The organism is Amycolatopsis australiensis (genome assembly GCF_900119165.1).
In the GTDB taxonomy this organism is placed as follows: Bacteria; Actinomycetota; Actinomycetes; order Mycobacteriales; family Pseudonocardiaceae; genus Amycolatopsis; species Amycolatopsis australiensis.
On record NZ_FPJG01000006.1, the window covers coordinates 1,314,381 to 1,334,514 of the forward strand.

Consider the following 20,134-nt stretch of genomic DNA (forward strand, 5'->3'; position numbering starts at 1 on the left):
GAACGGGCGAAATCCCTAATCTCGATCGCTGACCACGGAGCGCTGCGAAGCGCCAGTCCTCACCATGGAAGAAGCGATGAGATCCACGCTGTCCAAGATCGCCGCCGTCCTCACCGCGGGCGCGCTGACGCTGACCCTGGCCGCCTGCGGTGGTTCCGGCGCGGGGTCGGCCACCCTGCGCGTCGGGACCCTCAGTGACGCGCCGCCGTCGATCTACCTGGAGAACGGCCGGTTCACCGGCTATGACAACGAGCTGCTGCGCGACATCGCCAAGCGCGAGGGCTTCGAGGTCGAGTTCGTCGGCACCGAGTTCTCGGGGCTGCTGGCCGGCGTCGCGAACGGCAAGTTCGACATCGGCAGCTCGACGATCTCCAGCACCGAGGCGCGCAAGAAGACCGTCGCCTTCTCCAACGGCTACAACACCGGCTTCACCACGGTCGTGACCGCGAAGGGCGCGAACCTCAAGGACGTCGCCGCGCTGGCGGGCAAGCGGCTCGGCGTGGTCCAGGGCTCGGTGCAGGACGAGTTCGCCGGCGGCAAGGTCGCCGGCGCCCAGGTCGTCCGCTTCCCGGACTACAACGCGGGCTTCGCGCAGCTGAAGAACGGCACCCTGGACGGCTGGGTCGTCCCGCAGGACATCGGGCAGAAGTACCTGGACCAGAACCCGGGTGTGCCGCTGGAGCTCGGGTACACCGTCGAGGACAAGGACACGCCGTCGGCCTTCGCGGTCGCGAAGAAGAACACCGACCTGCTGAACAAGCTCAACGACGGCCTCGCCAAGGCCATCGCGGACGGCACGGTCGCCCGCATCTACGCGCAGTTCTACAAGAACACGCCGTTGTCCAAGGAACTCCAGCAGGGCGGCCCCGGCCTGCCCGTGAAGAACGTGGGTGTGTGACGTGAAGAAGCTGATCGTCATGGTGCTGGCCGCCGCGCTCACGCTGACCGCGTGCGGCAGCGGCTCGGACACCGCGTCCTCGACGCTGCGCGTCGGGACGCTGAGCGACGCGCCGCCGAACATCTACCTCAAGGACGGCAACTACACCGGCTTCGACAACGAGCTGCTCAAGGCCATCGCGGCCAAGGAGAACCTCAAGCTGGAGTTCGCCGCGACGGACTTCTCCGCGCTGCTCGGGCAGGTCGCGTCGGGCCGCTACGACATCGCCAGCTCGGCGATCGCACAGACCGACGAGCGCAAGAAGACCGTCGACTTCTCCGCGGCCTACGACTTCGAGACGATGAGCATCCAGGCCAAGCAGGGCACGCCGGTGACCGACGAGAAGGGCCTGGCGGGCAAGCGCGTCGCCGTCATCCAGGCGACCGTCGGCGACCACTGGCTGACCAGCACGGTCCCCACCGCGCAGGCCGTGCGCTTCCCCGACTACGCCGCCGCGCTGACCGCGTTGAAGACCGGCGCCGTCGACGCGTACATCCTCGACCAGAGCATCGCCGAGAAGAACGTCACCGACAACCCGGACGCCAAGCTGGTCGTCGTGAAGAGCTTCGTCACGGACGTGCCGCACGGCTTCGCGGTGAAGAAGGGCAACACCGAGCTGCTCGGCAAGATCAACGACGGGCTCAAGCAGGTGATCGCCGACGGGACCTGGCTTAAGCTGCACCAGCAGTTCCTGCCGACCGCTCCGGTGCCGGCCGGGTTCCATGGTTAGGAGAAGCATGAAGAAGACACTGGTCACGGCGATCGCGGCGACGCTGCTCGCGGCGCTGACGGCGTGCGGTGGCGGCAGCGGGGACAGCGGTTCGAAGACCCTGCGCGTGGGCACGCTCAGCGACTCCAAGCCGAACGCCTACCAGGAGAACGGCACCTTCACCGGCTTCGACAACGAGCTGCTGAAGGCCATCGCGGCGAAGGAGAACCTCAAGCTCGAGTTCGTCGCGACCGACTTCTCGGCGCTGCTCGGCCAGGTCGCGAACGGCACGTTCGACATCGGCAGCTCGGCGATCTCCCAGACCGACGCCCGCAAGAAGACGGTCGACTTCTCCGCGCCGTACAACTACCAGGCCCTCGGCATCGAGGCGAAGGAGACGGCGGGCATCACCGACGAGAACTCCTTGGCGGGCAAGCGGATCGGCGTGGTCCAGGGCACGGTCTCCGACACGTGGCTGGGCTCGAACGCGCCGGCCGCGCAGGCGGTCCGGTTCCCGAACGACGCGGCCGCGCTCAGCGCGCTGAAGACCGGCGCGGTCGATGGCGCGGTGTTCGACCAGGCCACGGCGGAGGACTACGCGAAGAACAACCCGGACGCGAAGCTCAAGGTGACCAAGGCGATCACCACGACCATCCCGCACGGGTTCGCCTTCAAGAAGGGCAACACGGACCTGATCGGCAAGATCAACGACGGGTTGAAGAAGGTCATCGCGGACGGCACCTGGGTCAAGGTGCACGACGAGTTCGAACCGACCGCGCCCGTCCCGGCGGAATTCAAGCCCGGGCAGTAAGTCCACATGGAACAGTTTTTCGACACCTTCCTCGACTGGGAGTACATCTGGCAGGTCTTCCCGGATCTGCTGAAAACCGGCCTGCTCAACACGCTGATCCTGGCGGTGACGTCCGCGCTGATCGGCACCGTGCTCGGCATGGTGCTGGCGGTGATGGGCCTGTCCACCAAGATCTGGCTGCGGTGGCCGGCGCGGGTGTACACCGACATCTTCCGCGGGCTGCCGGCGATCCTGACGATCCTCGTGATCGGCCAGGGTCTCGGCACGCTCGCGCGGGGCGTCGTCGGCACCAACCCGTACCCGCTGGGCATCCTGGCGCTGAGCCTGATCGCGGCCGCCTACATCGGCGAGATCTTCCGGTCCGGCATCCAGAGTGTCGACAACGGACAGCTGGAAGCCAGCCGGGCGCTCGGGATGAGCTACAGCAAGGCGATGCTGCTGGTGATCATCCCGCAGGGCGTGCGACGGGTGCTGCCCGCGCTGGTGAACCAGTTCATCGCGCTGATCAAGGACTCCAGCCTGGTGTACTTCCTCGGGCTGCTGTCCGAGCAGCGCGAGCTGTTCCGCATCGGCCAGGACCTCGCGGCCAACACCGGCAACCTGTCGCCGCTGGTCGCGGCCGGGTTCGTCTACCTGGTGATCACGGTCCCGCTGACGCACCTGGTGAACTACATCGACAAGAAGCTCCGGACCGGCCGCAAGGTGCGCGTCGACGACCCGGGCGAGGATGACGAGCTGGACCTGGTCTCCAGCGGGAAGGTCGTCTCGTGACGACGGCGGTGCGATCGTCGAGTGTGGAGCTGCGGGACATCCACGTGCGCTTCGGCACGCTGGAGGTGCTGCGCGGAGTGGACCTGCGCGTGGAGAGCGGTAAGACGACGTGCGTCATCGGGCCGTCCGGCTCGGGCAAGTCGACCCTGCTGCGGTGCGTGAACCGCCTGCAGGAGCCGGATTCCGGCGACCTGCTGCTCAACGGCGAGTCGGTGATCAGGTCCGACCCGGACGCGTTGCGCCAGCGCGTCGGCATGGTGTTCCAGCACTTCAACCTGTTCGGCCACCGGAGCGTGCTGGACAACATCGTGCTGCCGCTGCGCAGCGTGAAGAAGCTGGGCAAGGAAGAGGCGGCGGAAATCGCCAGGGCTCGCCTTGCGGAGGTCGGCCTGGCGGACAAGGCGCCGTACCGGCCGAGCGCGCTGTCGGGCGGCCAGCAGCAGCGCGTGGCGATCGCGCGGGCGCTGGCGATGGACCCCGAGGTGATGCTGTTCGACGAGGCCACCAGCGCGCTCGACCCGGAGCTGGTCAAGGGGGTGCTGAACCTGATGGCGGGCCTGGCCGCCCGCGGCCTGACGCTGATCGTGGTGACGCACGAGATGGGCTTCGCCCGCAGCGTGGCCGACGAGGTGGCGTTCATGGACGCGGGCCGGATCGTGGAGCAGGGGCCGCCGGCCCGGATCTTCGACGAGCCCCAGAGCCCGCGTCTGCAGCGCTTCCTGTCCCAGGTGCTGTGAAAACGGCGGGCTTGACCGGCGGCCGCCCGGGTAGCCTGCGGGCATGGCGAGGATCGCGCGGCTGACGTACTACCCGGTCAAGGGCTGTGCCGGCACTTCGGTGCCGGCCACCGAGGTCACCCCGGCCGGGCTGGCGCACGACCGCGTCTTCCAGGTCGTCGCGCCGGACGGTGACTTCCGCAGCCAGCGCCGTTACCCCGTGCTCGCGTCGGTCCGGCCGCGCGTGCTCGGGGAGCAGCTCGCGCTGTCCGCGCCCGGCCAGGAAGACCTCGTCGTCGACATCCGGCGCGACGGCCCGCGCCACCCGGGGTCGACGTTCTCCTGGGAGGGCGAAGGCATCCACCAGGGTGCCGAGGCCGCCGAGTGGTTCTCGGACCTGCTGAAAACGCCGTCCGTGCTGATCCACGTCGCTCCGGACCACGAGCGCGTCACCAGCGGGGAAACACCCGGCACGGCCGCGTTCGCCGACGGGCACGCGCTGCTCGTCGCCTCCGAGTCCTCTTTGGACGGATTGAACGCGCGGATCCTCGAACGCGGCGGCGAGCCCGTGCCGATGGACCGCTTCCGGCCCAACGTCGTCATCTCCGGCTGGACCGAGCCGCACACCGAGGACGAGGTCCGCGCCATGACCGCCGGCACCGCGGAGTTCGGCTACGCCAAGCAGTGCGTCCGCTGCACGGTGCCGATGGTCGACCAGGAGACCGGCGCGAAGGCCGGCCCCGAGCCGATCCGCACGCTCGCCACCTACCGCCGTCACCCGGACGGCGGGGTCACCTTCGGGATGAAGGCCGCGGTGCTGCGCCCGGGTCAGGTCTCGGCCGGCGACGAGGTGATCGTGCACTCCTGGGCGGGCCCGAGCCCGAGCACGGCGGCCGCGGAACCGCCGTTGACCGCGACGGCGAGCCGTCCCGCGGAGTCCGTGTAGAGCACGCTCGCCCCGGCGGGCACGTCCGCGAACGTCCGCCCGATCACCGTGCTGACCGCGACGCGCTCGCTGTGCACGGAGACCGCACCGGACAAACCCGACAGCTCCAGGTCGGCCGGGGTCGCCGCGAGCTGGACGTTGCCGAAGTGGTCGACGGTCAGCACCTCGGACACGAGCTTGCCGGGGAAGGCGGCCACGAACGGCTCCGGCATCGAGACCAGCTCGGCGACCGGGTCGCCGAAGTCGGACGGCGGGACGCCCAGCGCGAGGTGCGCGGCCGCCGGCGCGAAGACGTCGCGCCCGTGGAAGGTCGCCGACGTCACCGGCAGCCGCAGCGACGGCTCGGTCAGCTCGTAGGCCGCCCGCACGCCGCCCAGCGCCTGCGCGGCGGGCAGCAGGAGGCCGTTGTCCGGCCCGACCAGCAGCCCGCGCTCCGCGACGACGACCACGCCGAGCCGTTCGGTGCCCACGCCCGGGTCGACGACGGCGACGTGCACCGCCTCGGGCAGGTACGGCACCGTCTGGGCCAGTGCCATCGCCCCGTGCCGGATGTCCTGGGGCGGCACCTCGTGGGTCACGTCGATCACCCGCACCGCGGGCGCGAGCCGCGCGATCACGCCGTGGCAGGCCGCCACGAAGCCGTCGCGCAGGCCGTAGTCGGTGGTCACCGAGATCCAGTCGTACGCCATGCCAGCATCATCCATGGTGGCGGAGGGTGCCCGTTAGGGTTCAGCGCGTGACACCCCTCCCCGCGCTCGCCACCGGCAAGGTCCGCGACCTGTACGCGGTGGGCGACGACCACCTGCTGATCGTCGCCTCCGACCGCATTTCCGCCTTCGAGCACGTCTTTCCCACTCCCGTCCCCGACAAGGGCCGGGTGCTGACCGCGATGAGCGTGTTCTGGTTCCGCGAGCTCGCCGACGTGCTGCCGAACCACCTCGTGGCCTGCGACGGCCCCCGGATCCCCGAGGCGGTCCGCGGCCGGGCGCTGCTGGTGGAGCGGCTCGAGATGCTGCCGGTCGAGGCCGTGGTCCGGGGTCACCTGACCGGCCGCGGGTACGCCGACTACCGCAGGTCGGGGTCGGTGTGCGGGGTCGAGCTGCCGCCGGGGCTGGCCGAGTCGGCCCGGCTGCCGGAGCCGATCTTCACCCCGTCCACGAAGGCCCGGCCGGGCGAGCCCGACGAGAACATCGACTTCGACACGTTCGTGTCCGTCCTCGGCCGCAAGCTGGCCGAAGAGGTCCGCGAAGCCTCGCTCGAGCTGTACCGCCGGGGTGCCGCGCGGGTCGCAGAGCAGGGGCTGGTGCTCGCCGACACGAAGTTCGAGTTCGGCATCGGCGCGGACGGCGGCCTGGTGCTGGCCGACGAGCTGCTGACGCCGGACTCGGCGCGGTACTGGCTCGCCGGCGACCACCGGCCCGGCCGTCCGCGGCCGTCGTTCGACAAGCAGCACGTGCGCGACTGGCTGGTCGGCCCGTCCTCCGGCTGGGACTGCGTGTCCGAGCTGCCGCCGCTGCCACCCGAAGTGGTGACGGCCACGCGCGAGCGGTACGTCGAGGCGTACCACCGCATCACCGGGCTGTCCCTGGCAGACTGGCCGCGTGATCCTGCTGATCTGCGGCAGCCTGCGGGCCGGCTCGGGCAACGCGGCGGTGCTGGGGACCGTCGCGACCCTCACCGCGAGCAAGACGTACAGCGGCCTCGGCGACCTGCCGCACTTCAACCCGGATGACGACCGCGACCCGCTGCCGGCGGCCGTCGCCGAGCTGCGGGCCGCGATCGGGGCGGCGGACGCGGTCCTGATCTGCACGCCGGAGTACGCGGGTGGCCTGCCGGGCTCGTTCAAGAACCTCCTGGACTGGACGGTCGGCGGCGGCGAGATGTACGGCAAGCCGGTGGCGTGGATCAACGCGTCGTCGGTCGCGGCGCCGACGGGTGGCCGCGACGCGCACGACTCGCTGCGCAAGGTGCTGACCTACGCGGGCGCGAAGATCGTCGAAGAGGCGTGCGCGCGGATCCCGGTCTCGCGCGCGGCGGTGGCCGACGGCCAGGTGGCCGACCCCGACCTGCGCGGCCGGATCGCGGTGGCCGTGCAGCGGCTGCGCGAGGGGATCTGACCCTTCCGGCAACGGTCTCCCGCCCGTTCTGCGCCGTTCACGCGGGTTTCAGACGCGTGCGTCCCAATGGGGTCGTGGACGCTCGCTTGCTGGTCTCGCTGTCGGGAATCACCCCGCGCACGCTGCACCGCTGTGCCGACCTCGCGGCCGAGCTCGACCGCCGCAGGGTGCCGCTGTCGGTGCTGTACGCCGCCCGCACGGGCGAAGGCCCGGTGACGGAGTGGGTGCGCACCCGCGCCCGGCTCGGTGATTCCGTGCTGCTGCACGGTTACGACCACACGGTCACGCCCACGCACCGCACGGTCTACCTGGGCAAGAAGGCGGAGTTCGCGACGCTGCCGGCCCACGAGGCGCGGCTGCGGCTGATCGCGGCGAAGGCGTTGCTGGACACGGCGGGCTTGTCAGTCGACGGCTTCGCGCCGCCGCGCTGGATCGCGTCACAGGGCACGTTGCAGGCGCTGGCCGAGCACGGCTTCCGGCTGTGTGCGGACCTGGGCGCGGTGCGCGACCTGGTGACCGGCGAGGTGCGCCGCGCCCGCGTGAACGAGTTCACAAGCCAGTCGCACCGCACGGAGACGGTGCGCTGCTTCGCGCTGGTGCTGGCGGCGGCGCGCGCGGCCCGCCGGGGCGGGCTGGTCCGGCTGGGGGTGGACGCCACGGACTTGACCCGCCCCGGCCTCCGCCAGGCCCTGCTCGACGCGGTGGACGTGGCTCTGGAGAACCGCGCGTACGGCGCGACCTACGGGTCGCTGCGCACGGTGGCGGCCTAGAGCGTCGTGGGTTCGGCCCGCTCGAGGACCTTGACCTCGGTGCCTTCGGGCGCGAGGTTGCCGAACAGGCCGTAGTGCATGGCGGGGTTGGCGAGCACGGCTTCGTGGATGGGCACGGCGATCCGCGGCGCGACGGCCCGCAGGTAGTCGACGGCCTCCCCGGCCTTGAGCCAGGGCGCCCCGGTGGGCAGGCCGAGGACGTCGACCTTCTGCTCGGGCACGAAGAACGAGTCGCCGGGGTGGAAGAAGGCGCCGTCGTCGAAGACGTACCCGATGTTCGGGATGACCGGAATGTCGGAGTGGATGACAGCGTGCTCCCCGCCGACGGCCTTGATCGAGGTGTTCCCGACGGCGAAGGCGTCACCCACGTTCGCGACGTCGAAGGCGAGTCCCAGCTTCTCGACCTCGGGAGCCGAGCCCGGATCGACGACGAGCTTGGCACCGGGGTTGGCCTCGAGCACCTTCGGCAGCCGCTCGGCGTCGAGGTGGTCGAAGTGCTGGTGCGTGATCAGCACGGCGGACAGCTCACGTTCACCCTCGAACCCGGTGGAGAAGACGCCGGGATCGATCAGGATCCGCTCGGAGCCGGTCTCCAGCAACAGGCAGGCGTGTCCGAAATGGACGATACGCATCGATGGTTCTCCTTCAGGCGTGGTCGATTTCCAGCCTAGTCCCGGTCCACGAGCCGGCGCCGGATCGCGGCGATGTCCTCGCGGGCGACCCCGGCGTCGAGGAGGTACCGCTCGACGTCGAACCCTTCGAGGGTGTCGCGGACGGCCGCCGCGGTCGTCGTGCCCCGCTCCGCGAGGAGCGCCGCGATGGCCGACCCCTGGTCTTCGGCGCCCATCGCGGCGAACAGCGGTTTCACGGCTTCGGCGGACAAGTCGTAGTCCGCGGCGATGGCGCCGGCGTCGACGTCGGCCAGCGCCAGCAGCAGCAGCGCGACGAGACCGGTCCGGTCGCGCCCGGCACCGCAGTGGAACAGGACGCCGCCGGGGGCGGACCGGGCGATCGCTTCCATGACGGCGGCGCAGCGTCCGGCCTTCCGATCGAGGAAGACGCGGTAGTAGAGCGGGGTGCCGTTCAGCCGCTCGCGGTTGACGTACCGCCAGAACCCGAGGTCGTCGATGTCGTCGAGGGGAACCTCGACGCGGTCGATGCCCGGTGGTGTGATCGCCGCGTCCGCGGCGGCGAACCGCGCGGACCCTGCCAGCGACGTCGGGGAGTCCGCTGTCGGCCGGATCTCGTCGGGGTTGCGCAGGTCGATGACGGTCCGCACGCCGGACTCCAGCGCCTGCGCCCAGCCGGTGCCGGTCACGAACCGGAGGTCCGCGGCCCGGAAGAATGCGCCGCGGCGGGTCGTGCGGCCCGAACGCGTCGGCAGGCCGCCGAGGTCCCTGGTGTTGTAGAAGCCGTCCCACGCCACTGCTCTGGTCACAGTCACAGTTTCCCGGTCAGCAACGCGTCGCCGAGTTCCGTGCGCCGGTACAGCACCCGATGACCCCGCCGTTCCGACGCCAGTAGTCCCGCCGCGCGCAACGCCGTGAGGTGCGCCGAAACCGTCGCCGGAGCCAAGCCGTGCCGCCGGGCCAGTTCCGTCGTCGCCGCCGGTTCGTCCAGCGTCGCCAGCAGCAGCGCCCGCGTGCGGCCGAGGATCTCCGCCAGCGGTTCCGGTGGTGCCGCGGCCGACGTCCACAGCGAAGCCACTCCGCGAGCCGGGTACAGCAGCGAAACCTGCCACGGCGGCACCGTCACCACCCCGACGTTCGGCCACGCGAACACCGCCGGGATCAGCAGCAGCCCGCGCGCGTCCACCTCCAGCCGTTCGCGTGCCCGGACGTCGACCAGCACTGATGTCTCCGCGAGCCGCACGCGCGGGTGCAGCCCGGCCAGCATCGCCGCGATGCCACCGGACCCCAGCTGCCGCGTCCGGTACGCGATGTCCGCCGCCAGCAGCTCCCGCAGCCGCGGCCACTTCGGGGCCAGCAGCGCGTGCCACACCGTCTCGAGCTGGCCGGCCAGCAGGTCGCGCGCGGTGGCCGGGTCGGCGGGCAGCGCCGAAAGGTCGGCGTCGACCATCGAAAGCTCCAACGCCACCTGCGACGGCGGCGTCGCGCGCACGGCCTCGAGCTGCGCCTCCGCGGTCGTCTCCGGGCCGTCGGGCGGCGGGCTCAGGAACTCCGTGATGTAGTGCCGCGCGCTCAGGACCGCGGCCAGCTCGGGCACGTCGGGAGCGCCGGAAAGCCACGCCGGGTGCGCCGGGTGCCGCCGGACGCCGAGCAGTGCCTGGACGGCGCCCAGCACCTCCTCCAGCGGCGAGATCGCGAACCGGACGCGTTGCGCGCCGGCCGCCGTCAGGACCAGTTCGATCATCGCGGATTCGTCCTCACCCGAATCAGTGTGCCTCGACCGGGCGGCGAACGACGCTGGCGGCATGTCGTTGTTCACCCATCGCGCCTACTGGCGCTGGTCGGCCGGCGTCCAGTTCGCGCGGCTCCCGTCGACCATGGCGCCGCTCGCGTTCACCCTGCGCACGACGGCCATGACCGGTTCCTACCGGCTCGGCGGGGTGCTGATGTCGGTACTCGTGGCCGCCGAGATGGTCTGCGCGGTGCCGGTCGGCCGGCTGCTCGACCGGGTCGGCCCCGCGCGCGGCCTGCCCGTGTTGCTGCTGCTGACCGCGGCCGGGTTCGCCGTGCTCGCGTCGGCCTCCGACGCTCCCGCGCCGGTCCTGGCCGCGCTCGTCCTGCTTCCCGGCATCACCGGCGGGGCGTTGTCGGGCGGGTTCCGGACGTTGCTGGCCGACACCGTCGACGACGCGTTGCTGCCCCGCGCGATTTCCGTGGACGCGATGATCCTCGACGGCGTGCTCGTCGGCGGGCCCGCGTTGGTCACGCTGCTCGACCTGGCCGGTCCGCTCGTGCCACTGGCCGCGATGGCCGCCGCCTGCGTGGCCTCCGCCGCGCTCGTGCCGCGCCGCGCGAGTTCCCACGAAAGTGTGGATTCCACCGAAGCTGGGCCGTCCGTGCGACCGGTCGCCTACCTGCCGTGGCTCGGCTGCGCCTTCACCATCGGGCTGCTGACGTCGACGATCGAGGTCGCGCCGTTGCCGCTGGTCCAGCGCCTGGGCGCGGCGGAGACGGCGGCCCCGGTCGTGATCGCCGTGCTGACCGGGGCGAGCATCGCGGGCAGCGCGGGCTACGTGTGGCGCGGGAAGATCGGCGACCCGCGGCTGTTCCTCGGCGGGTTCGTCGCCGGCGGGATCGGGCTCGCCGCGGACCTCGGCTGGGCCGGGCTGCTCGCGTCGGCGGCGGTGATCGGCGCGTGCGGTGGGCCGCTGGTCGCGGCGACGTCGGTCAACCTGCAGCGGCTGCTGCCGAAAAACCGCAGGTCATCGGGGTTCTCATTGAGCTTCACGGTGCAAGCGGCCGGCTTCGGGCTGGGTTCGCTGGCCGTCGGCGTGCTGCCGTTGTGGCTCGCACCGTTGTTCGGTGTCTTTGCCGCGGCGGTCACCGGTGTAATGCTGGTGCGGAAGCCCGCACGAGCTATTGGCACACTGTCAGTAACGTCGTAACCTGGGCTGACCCTCGACCTCACGGGAGACGCCGATGACTGCCGTCCAGCCGAAGCCGACGTCGGTCGGCGAGACCTTCGACTCGCTCAGCCCGGCGACCGACGAGGTGGTCGGAACCTACCCGATCCACACGGCCGAGGACGTCAAAGCGGCCGTGGCGCGGGCGCGCGTCGCGGCGAAGTGGTGGGAAGGGCTCGGCTTCGCCGGGCGCGCGGAGCGGCTTCGCGCCTGGAAGGGCGTGCTGACGCGGCGGCTGCCGCAGCTGTGCCAGGTGGTCCGCGACGAGACCGGCAAGCCGATCGCCGACGCGCAGCTGGAGAGCGTCCTGGCCATCGAGCACATCGCTTGGGCGGGCAAGCACGCTCGCAAGGTGCTCGGCAAGCAGAAGCGCTCGGCGGGGCTGCTGATGTCGAACCAGGCGGCGACGGTCGAGTACCAGCCGCTGGGCGTGGTCGGCGTGATCGGCCCGTGGAACTACCCGGTGTTCACGCCGCTCGGCTCGATCGCGTACGCGCTGGCGGCGGGCAACGCGGTGGTGTTCAAGCCGAGCGAGTACACGCCGGGCGTGGGCAAGTGGCTGGTGGACGCGTTCGCCGAGGTCGTCCCGGAGCAGCCGGTGCTGCAGCTGGTGACGGGCTTCGGCGAGACGGGCGCGGCGCTGGTCGGCGCGGGCGTCGACAAGATCGCGTTCACGGGTTCGACGGCGACGGGCAAGCGCATCATGGCGGCGGCGGCGGAGACGCTCACGCCGGTGGTCATCGAGGCGGGCGGCAAGGATCCGGTCCTGGTGGACGCGGACGCCGACCTGGACGCGGCGGCCGACGCGACGGTGTGGGGCGCGTTCTCGAACTCGGGCCAGACGTGCATCGGCGTGGAGCGGGTGTACGTCCACGAGAAGGTGCACGACGAGTTCGTGGCGAAGGTGGTCGAGAAGGCGAAGGACGTCCGAGCGGGCTCGGACGAGGCGGCGCAGTACGGCCCGGTGACGATGCCGTCGCAGCTGGGCGTGATCAAGCGCCACATTCAGGACGCGCTGGCCAGGGGAGGCAAGGCGGTCCTGGGCGGCGAGGACGCGGTGGGCGACCGGTACGCGCAGCCGACGGTGCTGGTGGACGTCCCCGAGGACTCGGAAGCGGTCAAGGAGGAGACGTTCGGCCCGACGGTGACGATCGCGAAGGTCCGCGACATGGACGAAGCGGTGGAGCGGGCGAACAACACGAAGTACGGCTTGGGTTCGACGGTGTTCTCGAAGTCCCGCGGCGTGGAGCTGGCGGAGAAGCTGCGCACGGGCATGACGGCGATCAACGCACCGCTGTCGTTCGCGGGCATCGCTTCACTGCCGTTCGGCGGCGTGGGCGACTCGGGTTTCGGCCGCATCCACGGCCCGGAGGGCCTGCGCGAGTTCGCGAGGACGAAGGCCATCGCGCGGCAGCGGTTCACGGCCCCGTTGACGTTGACGTCGTTCAGCCGCAAGCAGTCGACGGACGCGTTGGTGGCAAAGCTGGTGACGGTGCTCCACGGCAAGCGTTGAGCAGCGCCGGGGCTGTGGACAACTCAGGTCCGCAGCCCCGGAACTGTCGGTGCCCGCCGGTAAGCTGGATACCGGGGGCCGAGGGCCACCCCGCCCGCCGGAACCTCACCGCCCCCGGATCAGGTCCGCCGCCTTCTCCGCCACCATGATCGTCGGCGCGTTCGTGTTCCCCCGTGGCACCACCGGCATCACCGACGCGTCCACCACCCGCAGTCCTTCGACCCCCTGAACCCGCAGCTGCGGATCGACCACCGTCCCGATCGCGCACGTCCCGACCGGGTGATAGAGGGTCTGCGTGTTCTCCCGGATGTGCTCGGCCAGCTCCGCGTCACTCAGATCGTGCCGCGCGGGCAGGAACGGCTGGTCCAGGAACCGCCGCAACGGCCCCGACCGGCCGATCTCGATCAGCGCCCGCAACCCCGCGATCATCGTCTCCAGATCGCGGGGCTCCGAGTAGTAAGCCGGGTCGATTTCCGGCTTCCACAACGGATTGGCCGACTTCAGCCGCAGCCGGCCCCGGCTGGCCACGTCCACCAGCGTCGCCGCCGACGTGAAACCCGGGACCGTCGGCTCGCGCAACCCGTTGTCGTAGAACAACGTCGGCGCCACGTGGACCTGCATGTCCGGCGCGGGCAGGCCGTCCGTGGTCGGGAAGAACGCGCCCGCCTCGCCGATGTTCGACGCCAGCGGCCCGCGGCGGGTCAGCTGGTAGCGCACCAGCCCGAACGGCGTGGCCGCGTCGACCAGGTCCGTCGTGTCGCGCGTCGACCAGATGATCCCGCACGCCGGGTGGTCGTGCAGGTTCTCGCCGACGCCCGGCAGCGCGGCGACGACGTCGATCCCGTGCTCGCGCAGGTGCTCGGCCGGTCCGACACCCGAAACCATCAGCAGCTGCGGTGAATTCACCGCGCCGCCGCTCAACAGGACCTCGGTCGACGCGCGCACGGTCCGCTCGACGCCCTTGTCCAAATAGGACACACCGATCGCCCGCGTGCCCTCGAAGACGACCCGGGTGGCCGGCGCGCACGTCTTCACCGTGAGGTTCGGGCGGTCGAGCGCCGGGCGCAGGTAGGCGTCAGCGGTGGACCAGCGTCGGCCCTTCTTGCAGGTCACCTGGTAGACGCCGGCGCCTTCCTGGCTTTCGCCGTTGAAGTCGTCGGTGCGCTTGAGGCCCCACGTGACGGCCGAGTCGACCCACGCGTGCGACAGCTCGTGCGTGAACCGGCGGTCCTCGACGTGCAGCGGGCCGTCGGTGCCGTGCAGCGGACCGTCCAGCCGCTGGTTGCCCTCGGCGCGCTTGAAGTACGGCAGGACGTCGTCCCAGCCCCAGCCTTCGGCGCCGTGCTGATCGCGCCAGCCGTCGTAGTCGGCGCGGTTGCCGCGGATGTAGATCATGGCGTTGATCGACGAGCAGCCGCCGAGCATCTTGCCGCGCGGCCAGTACGCGGGCTTGCCGGTGTGCTTCTGCTCGACGGTCTCGTAGTTCCAGTCCCACTTGGTCTTGAACAGCGAGGGGAACGCGGCGGGGATGTGGATCTCGTCCGCGGTGTCCTCCGCCCCCGCTTCGAGCAGCAGGACCTGCGCCGACGGGTCTTCGGTGAGGCGGTTCGCGAGGACGCAGCCCGCGCTCCCGGCGCCGACGATGACGTAGTCGTAGGACTCCTGGACGGCCACGATGCCTCCTGTTGGCGAGATGTCAACGACTCATCATGGCGCAGCACCGCGCCGTGGGCCAGTCTAGGTTTCCCGGTGGTCCTCGCCACCTGGGCGCGGGCGCCGCCGACCTCGTCAACTATGCTGGCGAGGTACCCACGACCTGCGTTTTTAAGGAGCGGCCTGCCGTGGCCCGAGTCGTCGTCGACGTCATGCCGAAGCCCGAAATCCTCGACCCGCAGGGGCAGGCCGCACTCGGCGCCGCCGGCCGCCTGGGGTTCACCGGGATCACCGAGATCCGCCAGGGCAAGCACTTCGAGATCGAGGTCGACGACACGGTCGACGACGCGACGCTCGAGAAGATCGCGGAAGGCTTCCTCGCCAACCCGGTCATCGAGCAGTGGACGATCAAGCGGGTGGACGCGTGAGCGCGCGCATCGGCGTCATCACGTTCCCGGGCACGCTCGACGACGGCGACGCGGCCCGCGCGGTCCGCTACGCCGGCGGCGAAGCGGTGCCGCTGTGGCACGCGGACGAGAACCTGCACGACGTCGACGCGGTCGTCGTCCCGGGCGGCTTCTCCTACGGCGACTACCTGCGCGCGGGCGTGATCGCCCGGTTCGCGCCGGTGATGACGCCGGTGATCGAGGCGGCGCGCGCGGGCATGCCGGTGCTCGGCATCTGCAACGGGTTCCAGATCCTCTGCGAGGCGGGCCTGCTGCCGGGCGCGATGATCCGCAACCAGGGCCTGCACTTCATCTGCCGCGACCAGTGGCTGCGGGTGGAGAACAACGCGACGGCGTGGACGACGCGGTACGAGCCCGGCGCGGAGATCCTGATCCCGATGAAGAACATCGACGGGTGCTACGTCGCCGAGCAGTCCACTTTGGACGAGCTGGAGGCGGAGGGTCGCGTGGTGTTCCGGTACGTCGGCGGCAACCCGAACGGGTCGCGCAACGACATCGCGGGCATCCGCAGCGAGAACGGCCGGGTGGTCGGGCTGATGCCGCACCCGGAGCACGCGATCGACGCACTGACCGGCCCCTCGGACGACGGGCTGGGCATGTTCTACAGCGCGGTCGACGCGCTGGTGAAGGCCTGAGGTTCCGCGGCCGGGCGCTCCCGGCCGCGAGCCGAGGTCTCAACGCGGGTCGGCTGCCTGATCACGCGTGCAATCGAGCCGTTGCCACCGCCGCAGCTGGGATGGGCGGTGGCGGGATCGCCGTCAGGTGATCGGTCATCTCCAGCGTGCTCCGGGCTCGCCGGCGCCTCGGCCGGAGCCCGGAAACAGGGGGAAGCGGGTCCGGCCACGCTGCCGGCCGGAGTCGGTGTCGGCTTCCCGATGACGCGTGTCCATGCGTCCATCCCGGGACTCGGCGCTCGCGCAACCCCGCTGACGCGTCCAGCCAGCTCACCGTGCGCAGGGCGGCCCTCGGCCCCCGGCATCCATTTTACCGACGGCCACCGACAGTTCCGGGGCTGCAGACCCAACCTGTCCACAGCCCCGGACCACGTCAACCCTTGCTCTGGTCGTTCGACAGCCACTTCTCCGGCCGAACCCGCACGAGCACCGAATTCTCACCCAAGGCGGAGTCGACGTAAGCCGTCGCCTGCTCCGCAGGCCAGTACCGCTCAGCGATCCGCAACGCCTGTTCGCGCGTCGGCGGCTCGTCGTTCGCCACCACCGGGCCCTCCACCGTCACGTACTTGTACGGCGGGTTCTCGTCCTGCGCCACCAGGCTCAGGCGCCCGGCCGCGCGGATCGACCTGTCCTTGACCGTGTCGCGTTCCATCCAGATCAGCAGCTCGCCGCCCGGCGAGTAGTCGTACCAGACCGGGACGGCCAGCGGTGCCCGGTCCGCGCGCTCCACCGCCAGCACCCCCACGTGCACCCCGCTCAGGAACTCTTCGCGCTCCGCCGCGGTCATCACGAACGACGACATGTCACTCCCCAGGTAGAAGGCCATTCCTGGGGAGCAACACGTCGACCGCACCGGACATTCCGGACTACGAAGCCGCCGCCACCAGACGCGCGTACGAGCCGCCCGCCGAAAGCAGCTGATCGTGTGGTCCCAGCTCCGTGACCCGGCCGCCCTCGACCACCGCGACCCGGTCGGCCGCCGCCGCCGTGTGCAGCCGGTGGGCGATCGCGATCACCGTCCGCCCCGCCAAAACGCTGTTCAGCGACCGCTCCAGGTCCCGCGCCGAGCCCGTGTCCAGCAGGGACGTCGCCTCGTCCAGCACCAGCGTGTGCGGGTCCGCCAGCACCACGCGGGCCAGCGCCAGCTGCTGCGCGATCGCCGCCGGCACCGGGTGCTCGCCCGAGCCCAGCTTCGTGTCGAGGCCGGCCGGCAGCGACGCCACCCAGTCGGACGCCCCCGCCGACTCCAGCGCCGCCAGCAGCTCGTCGTCCGTCCAGTCGCCGCCCTCGCGACGCGCCGGGAGCGCCAGGTTCTGCCGCAGCGTCCCGGAGAACACGTGGTGCTCCTGGGTCAGCAGCAGGACCTCGCCGCGCAGGACGTCGTCGGCGAGCGCGGAGACGTCCTGGCCGCCGATCCGCACCGAGCCCGCCGTCGGCGCCGCGATGCCCGCCAGCAGCCGGCCGAGCGTCGACTTGCCCGCGCCCGACGGCCCGACGATCGCCAGCCGCTCGCCACGCGGCACCCGCAGGTCGATGCCGTGCAGCACCTCGCGGTCGGCCGTGTACGCGAACCGCACGCCGTCGACGTCGATGTCACGCCCGCGCGGCACTTCCGTCACCTTCGGCGCCTCCTCGGTGGCCACCGACCGGACGCCGAGGATCCGGCGCGCCGCGGCCGCCGCCACCTGCAGGTCCTCCAGCCAGAACAACGCCTCGTTCAGCGGCGCCGCCATCGCCTGCACGTACAGCAGCATCGTGGTGATCTCGCCGAGCCCGGCCCAGCCGCGCGTGTACGCGAGCAGCCCGAGCGGCAGCATCACCGCGATCGGCAGCACGTAGCTGATCTCCAGCGACGGCAGCCACCGCAGCTGCAGCGCCCGCATCCGGCGCTCGCCGAGGATGCTGCGGTCCAGCGCGTCGTACGCCGCGCCGATCCGCCGCTCGGTCAGCCCGAGCGCCTCGACCGTGCGCGCGCCCTCCGCCGTCTCGTGGACGCTCGTGGTCAGGTCCGCCCAGCGGTCAAGCATCCACTGCATCACCGACGGGATCCGCCGCTGGTACCAGACGTTGACGCTGACCAGCAGCGGCAGCGCGATCAGCAGGCCCAGCGCGAGCAGCGGCGACGTGCACACCATCGCGACGACGGTGAACACCACGGTCACCGCCGCGATCAGGATCTCCGGCGCCGCGAACCGCGCCGCGTGGTCGATCCGGCCGAGGTCGGTGGTGGCGCGGCTGAGCAGGTCGCCGGTGCCCGCCGCCTCGACCGTGCCGAGCGGCAGCCGCAGCGCCGTCCCGACGAACTCCTCGCGCGTCTCGGCCAGCACCAGCTCGCCGAACACCGCACCGCGCATCCGGGCGACCTTCCGCGCCAGTGCCTGCAGCACCAGGATCCCGACGAACGCGGCCGCCAGCACGTCGACACGGCCGGTCGTCGTGCCGGCCGCGACGTCGTCGACCAGCGTGCCGAGCAGCTGCGGCCCGGCGAGCCCGATCAGCGTCGCCACCGCGAGCGCGCCGAGCAGCAGCCCGAACTCGCGCTTGTGGCCCATCGCCGTCTTCAGCGCCCAGCGCCGGACGTCCCGCCGGGACGCCGTGGGGAGCCGTTTCATACCGTCACTGCTTTCTTCGTGTAGACCTCGTCCGCCACATGTGTCCACAAGGGACTCTGGCTGAACACCACCGTCGTCTTGCCGCGCCGCAGCCGCGCGACGCGTTCGGTGATGCGAGCCTCCGTGTGCGCGTCGACCGCCGAGGTCGGCTCGTCCAGCACCAGGACGTCGGCGCCGGTCGCCAGCGCGCGGGCCAGGTTCAGCCGCTGCCGCTGACCGCCGGACACCTCGCGGCCGCGCTCGCCGATCACCTCTTCGACGCCGTTCGGCAGCGCCTCGACGATGTCGTCGGCGTCGGCCGCGTACAGCGCTTCGGCGATGCTCACGTCGCTCGGCCGCGCCGGCGTCAGCTGCTCGCGCAGCACGCCGGAGAACCAGATGTCCTGGTTGTGCGCGTAGACGACCCGCCGCCGCAGCTCCGCGAGCGCGATCTGGTCCGCCCGCACGCCGCCGACCAGCACCTCTTCGCCCTCGGCCGGGTCGGCGAACCGGGCCAGCCGGTCGGCGACCGCTTCGCCTTCGGCGCCGAAGTCGACGACCGTCAGCCGTCCGGGCGCGACCCGGACGCCCGACTCGGTGTCGACCAGCTCCAGCGGCCCGTCGGGCAGCGGCACCGGCGTCTCGGGGTCGGCCAGCTTCGGGCGCAGCGCCAGCAGCGCCACCACCTTGCGCGCGGCGACCAGGCCGGACGTGATCGCGCCGACCGCCTCGGTCGCGGCGGTGACCGGCCAGATGAGGAACGCCGAAACGCCGTAGAACGACACGAGCTGCCCGACGCCGATCTCGCCGGCCACGGCCAGCCGCGCCCCGAGCCAGGTGATCACCACGGTGACCAGGCCGGGCAGCGCGATCTCGGCCGCGGCCAGCCACGCTTCGGCCTTGCCGACGTCGATGCCGGCCCGCCGCACCCGCTGGCTCGTTTCCCGAAATCGGGTGAAGAACCGCCGCTCGCCACCGATGCCACGCAGGATCCGCAGGCCGGACACGATGTCGGCGCCGAGCGCGTTGACGTCCCCGCGCTTCTCACGCTGCTTCGCCTTGCGCTTCTGCAGCGGCGCCAGCAGCGGCCCGATGCCCAGCACCGCGACCGGCACGCCGACCAGCGCGACCACGCCCAGCAACGGCGACGTCGAGATCAGCCAGACCGCGACCACGACGAACGCCAGCAGCGAGCCGAACGCGCGGCCGGTCATCTCGACGGTGTTGCCGACGTGGTTGACGTCGGTGGTCGAGATCGCGACGAGGTTGCCGGTGGTCGTCTGCTCACGCAGGGCGGCGCCGATCCGCGTGGTGTGCGCCGACACGGCGCGCTGCGTCGAGCCGGCGCCGTGCAGCCACAGGCCGTAGTTGAGGAAGTGCAGCCACGTCCCGGTGAGCGTCTGCACCAGCCCGAGCAGGGCAGCGGCGAGCGCCCACCGCCAGACGGCGGCGCCGTCGTGCGCGCTGACGGCACCGATGCCCTGGCCGATCACCAGCGGCACCAGCGCACCGGGCAGCGCCCAGACGACACCGAGCGCGGCCGCGCCCAGCACCGTGCCGAGCCGAGCCCGGAACACGGCGAGCAGGAACCGGCTCGCGCTCGGCCGCGCGGGCAGCCGCAGCGGCGGAAAGGGATATGTGGCGGAAAGCACGATTCCCGACGGTAAGCCGAGGCCGGGACAAAGGCGACCGATTTTCGCCGCGCCGGCGTCCCCACGTGCCCCGAGCCGCTTTGGGGACCCCCGATTTCAACGTTACTCGCGAGGACCGACAGTTCCGGGCCCGCGCACCGGAGTTGTCCACAGCGCCCCAAGGCGGCCTTGGTTGCGTCTCACGCACCGAAGGCCGCCTTGGGTGCTCCACCCAT

Annotated in this window: 21 protein-coding genes; 13 read left to right on the forward strand and 8 right to left on the reverse strand. The window is 71.5% G+C overall.

Going from position 1 to position 20,134, the window contains the following annotated elements:
• The first annotated feature begins 76 nt into the window (after positions 1-76).
• From BT341_RS07490 to BT341_RS07515, 6 genes are read left to right on the forward strand one after another with little or no spacing between them, the layout of a single operon-like run.
• On the forward strand, positions 77-898 hold the full coding sequence (locus BT341_RS07490; RefSeq protein ID WP_072481829.1) for a substrate-binding periplasmic protein: 822 nt from the start codon (positions 77-79) through the stop codon (positions 896-898).
• 1 nt (position 899) lies between these two features.
• Positions 900-1,667 carry an ABC transporter substrate-binding protein gene (locus BT341_RS07495; protein WP_072475584.1) on the forward strand — a complete coding sequence of 256 codons (768 nt, stop codon included), beginning with the start codon at positions 900-902 and terminating at the stop codon, positions 1,665-1,667.
• 7 nt (positions 1,668-1,674) lie between these two features.
• Positions 1,675-2,457, forward strand: a complete 783-nt coding sequence (locus tag BT341_RS07500; RefSeq protein WP_072475585.1) for an ABC transporter substrate-binding protein — start codon at positions 1,675-1,677, stop codon at positions 2,455-2,457.
• A 6-nt stretch (positions 2,458-2,463) separates the two neighbouring features.
• Positions 2,464-3,228: an amino acid ABC transporter permease gene (locus tag BT341_RS07505; RefSeq protein WP_072475586.1), complete on the forward strand. Its 765-nt coding sequence runs from the start codon at positions 2,464-2,466 to the stop codon at positions 3,226-3,228.
• Positions 3,225-3,965, forward strand: coding sequence for an amino acid ABC transporter ATP-binding protein (locus BT341_RS07510; protein WP_072475587.1), 741 nt, complete (start codon positions 3,225-3,227; stop codon positions 3,963-3,965). Before BT341_RS07505 ends, BT341_RS07510 begins: the two co-directional genes overlap by 4 nt.
• 43 nt (positions 3,966-4,008) lie before the next feature.
• Positions 4,009-4,890 (forward strand): MOSC domain-containing protein, encoded by an 882-nt coding sequence (locus BT341_RS07515; RefSeq protein WP_072475588.1) that lies wholly within the window; start codon positions 4,009-4,011, stop codon positions 4,888-4,890.
• Here the strand turns inward: BT341_RS07515 and BT341_RS07520 are convergent.
• Positions 4,773-5,579: an SAM hydrolase/SAM-dependent halogenase family protein gene (locus tag BT341_RS07520; RefSeq protein ID WP_072475589.1), complete on the reverse strand. Its 807-nt coding sequence runs from the start codon at positions 5,577-5,579 to the stop codon at positions 4,773-4,775. The genes BT341_RS07515 and BT341_RS07520 overlap by 118 nt on opposite strands.
• A 47-nt stretch (positions 5,580-5,626) precedes the next feature.
• Between BT341_RS07520 and BT341_RS07525 the strand changes: the two genes are divergently transcribed.
• The 3 genes from BT341_RS07525 (at position 5,627) to BT341_RS07535 (ending at position 7,777) form a co-directional block, all read left to right on the forward strand.
• Positions 5,627-6,622 carry a phosphoribosylaminoimidazolesuccinocarboxamide synthase gene (locus BT341_RS07525; protein WP_072475590.1) on the forward strand — a complete coding sequence of 332 codons (996 nt, stop codon included), beginning with the start codon at positions 5,627-5,629 and terminating at the stop codon, positions 6,620-6,622.
• A complete protein-coding gene (locus BT341_RS07530; protein WP_072481830.1) occupies positions 6,543-7,007 on the forward strand; it encodes an NADPH-dependent FMN reductase in 465 nt (154 codons plus the stop codon). The genes BT341_RS07525 and BT341_RS07530 overlap by 80 nt, the downstream gene beginning before the upstream one ends.
• 74 nt (positions 7,008-7,081) lie before the next feature.
• On the forward strand, positions 7,082-7,777 hold the full coding sequence (locus BT341_RS07535) for a DUF2334 domain-containing protein (protein WP_245804904.1): 696 nt from the start codon (positions 7,082-7,084) through the stop codon (positions 7,775-7,777).
• Here the strand turns inward: BT341_RS07535 and BT341_RS07540 are convergent.
• From BT341_RS07540 to BT341_RS07550, 3 genes are read right to left on the reverse strand one after another with little or no spacing between them, the layout of a single operon-like run.
• On the reverse strand, positions 7,774-8,409 hold the full coding sequence (locus BT341_RS07540) for an MBL fold metallo-hydrolase (protein ID WP_072475592.1): 636 nt from the start codon (positions 8,407-8,409) through the stop codon (positions 7,774-7,776). The genes BT341_RS07535 and BT341_RS07540 overlap by 4 nt on opposite strands.
• 35 nt (positions 8,410-8,444) lie before the next feature.
• Positions 8,445-9,215 (reverse strand): tyrosine-protein phosphatase, encoded by a 771-nt coding sequence (locus BT341_RS07545; protein WP_245804905.1) that lies wholly within the window; start codon positions 9,213-9,215, stop codon positions 8,445-8,447.
• 2 nt (positions 9,216-9,217) lie between these two features.
• Positions 9,218-10,150 (reverse strand): DUF5937 family protein, encoded by a 933-nt coding sequence (locus tag BT341_RS07550; RefSeq protein ID WP_072475594.1) that lies wholly within the window; start codon positions 10,148-10,150, stop codon positions 9,218-9,220.
• A gap of 61 nt (positions 10,151-10,211) precedes the next feature.
• Between BT341_RS07550 and BT341_RS07555 the strand changes: the two genes are divergently transcribed.
• Positions 10,212-11,351 (forward strand): MFS transporter, encoded by a 1,140-nt coding sequence (locus BT341_RS07555; protein ID WP_072481831.1) that lies wholly within the window; start codon positions 10,212-10,214, stop codon positions 11,349-11,351.
• A 34-nt stretch (positions 11,352-11,385) separates the two neighbouring features.
• Positions 11,386-12,882: an aldehyde dehydrogenase family protein gene (locus BT341_RS07560; RefSeq protein ID WP_072475595.1), complete on the forward strand. Its 1,497-nt coding sequence runs from the start codon at positions 11,386-11,388 to the stop codon at positions 12,880-12,882.
• Between the two features lie 105 nt (positions 12,883-12,987).
• Here the strand turns inward: BT341_RS07560 and BT341_RS07565 are convergent, their stop codons facing one another.
• On the reverse strand, positions 12,988-14,556 hold the full coding sequence (locus BT341_RS07565) for a GMC family oxidoreductase (protein ID WP_072475596.1): 1,569 nt from the start codon (positions 14,554-14,556) through the stop codon (positions 12,988-12,990).
• Positions 14,557-14,723: 167 nt separating this feature from the next.
• On the opposite strand from BT341_RS07565, the gene purS reads away from it, so the two are divergent.
• Both purS and purQ read left to right on the forward strand, forming a co-directional pair.
• Positions 14,724-14,963 (forward strand): phosphoribosylformylglycinamidine synthase subunit PurS, encoded by a 240-nt coding sequence (gene purS / locus BT341_RS07570; RefSeq protein WP_003056885.1) that lies wholly within the window; start codon positions 14,724-14,726, stop codon positions 14,961-14,963.
• A complete protein-coding gene (gene purQ, locus BT341_RS07575; RefSeq protein WP_072475597.1) occupies positions 14,960-15,637 on the forward strand; it encodes a phosphoribosylformylglycinamidine synthase subunit PurQ in 678 nt (225 codons plus the stop codon). Before purS ends, purQ begins: the two co-directional genes overlap by 4 nt.
• Positions 15,638-16,049: 412 nt before the next feature.
• Here the strand turns inward: purQ and BT341_RS07580 are convergent, their stop codons facing one another.
• The 3 genes from BT341_RS07580 to BT341_RS07590 form a co-directional block, all read right to left on the reverse strand.
• Positions 16,050-16,478, reverse strand: coding sequence for a TIGR03618 family F420-dependent PPOX class oxidoreductase (locus BT341_RS07580; protein WP_072481832.1), 429 nt, complete (start codon positions 16,476-16,478; stop codon positions 16,050-16,052).
• 64 nt (positions 16,479-16,542) lie between these two features.
• Positions 16,543-18,288, reverse strand: a complete 1,746-nt coding sequence (locus BT341_RS07585; protein WP_072475598.1) for an ABC transporter ATP-binding protein — start codon at positions 18,286-18,288, stop codon at positions 16,543-16,545.
• Entirely contained in the window at positions 18,285-19,919 is a 1,635-nt protein-coding gene (locus tag BT341_RS07590; RefSeq protein ID WP_072475599.1) for an ABC transporter ATP-binding protein, read from the reverse strand. The genes BT341_RS07585 and BT341_RS07590 overlap by 4 nt, the downstream gene beginning before the upstream one ends.
• Positions 19,920-20,134 lie beyond the last annotated feature (215 nt).

Excerpts from the sequence above, each read along its gene's own strand:
- BT341_RS07490 (WP_072481829.1), top strand. The coding sequence starts at position 77 with ATGAGATCCACGCTGTCCAAGATCGCCGCCGTCCTCACCGCGGGCGCG.
- BT341_RS07500 (WP_072475585.1), top strand. The coding sequence starts at position 1,675 with ATGAAGAAGACACTGGTCACGGCGATCGCGGCGACGCTGCTCGCGGCG.
- BT341_RS07505 (WP_072475586.1), top strand. The coding sequence starts at position 2,464 with ATGGAACAGTTTTTCGACACCTTCCTCGACTGGGAGTACATCTGGCAG.
- BT341_RS07515 (WP_072475588.1), top strand. The coding sequence starts at position 4,009 with ATGGCGAGGATCGCGCGGCTGACGTACTACCCGGTCAAGGGCTGTGCC.
- BT341_RS07520 (WP_072475589.1), bottom strand. The coding sequence starts at position 5,579 with ATGGCGTACGACTGGATCTCGGTGACCACCGACTACGGCCTGCGCGAC.
- BT341_RS07540 (WP_072475592.1), bottom strand. The coding sequence starts at position 8,409 with ATGCGTATCGTCCATTTCGGACACGCCTGCCTGTTGCTGGAGACCGGC.
- BT341_RS07550 (WP_072475594.1), bottom strand. The coding sequence starts at position 10,150 with ATGATCGAACTGGTCCTGACGGCGGCCGGCGCGCAACGCGTCCGGTTC.
- BT341_RS07555 (WP_072481831.1), top strand. The coding sequence starts at position 10,212 with ATGTCGTTGTTCACCCATCGCGCCTACTGGCGCTGGTCGGCCGGCGTC.
- BT341_RS07560 (WP_072475595.1), top strand. The coding sequence starts at position 11,386 with ATGACTGCCGTCCAGCCGAAGCCGACGTCGGTCGGCGAGACCTTCGAC.
- BT341_RS07580 (WP_072481832.1), bottom strand. The coding sequence starts at position 16,478 with ATGTCGTCGTTCGTGATGACCGCGGCGGAGCGCGAAGAGTTCCTGAGC.
- BT341_RS07585 (WP_072475598.1), bottom strand. The coding sequence starts at position 18,288 with ATGAAACGGCTCCCCACGGCGTCCCGGCGGGACGTCCGGCGCTGGGCG.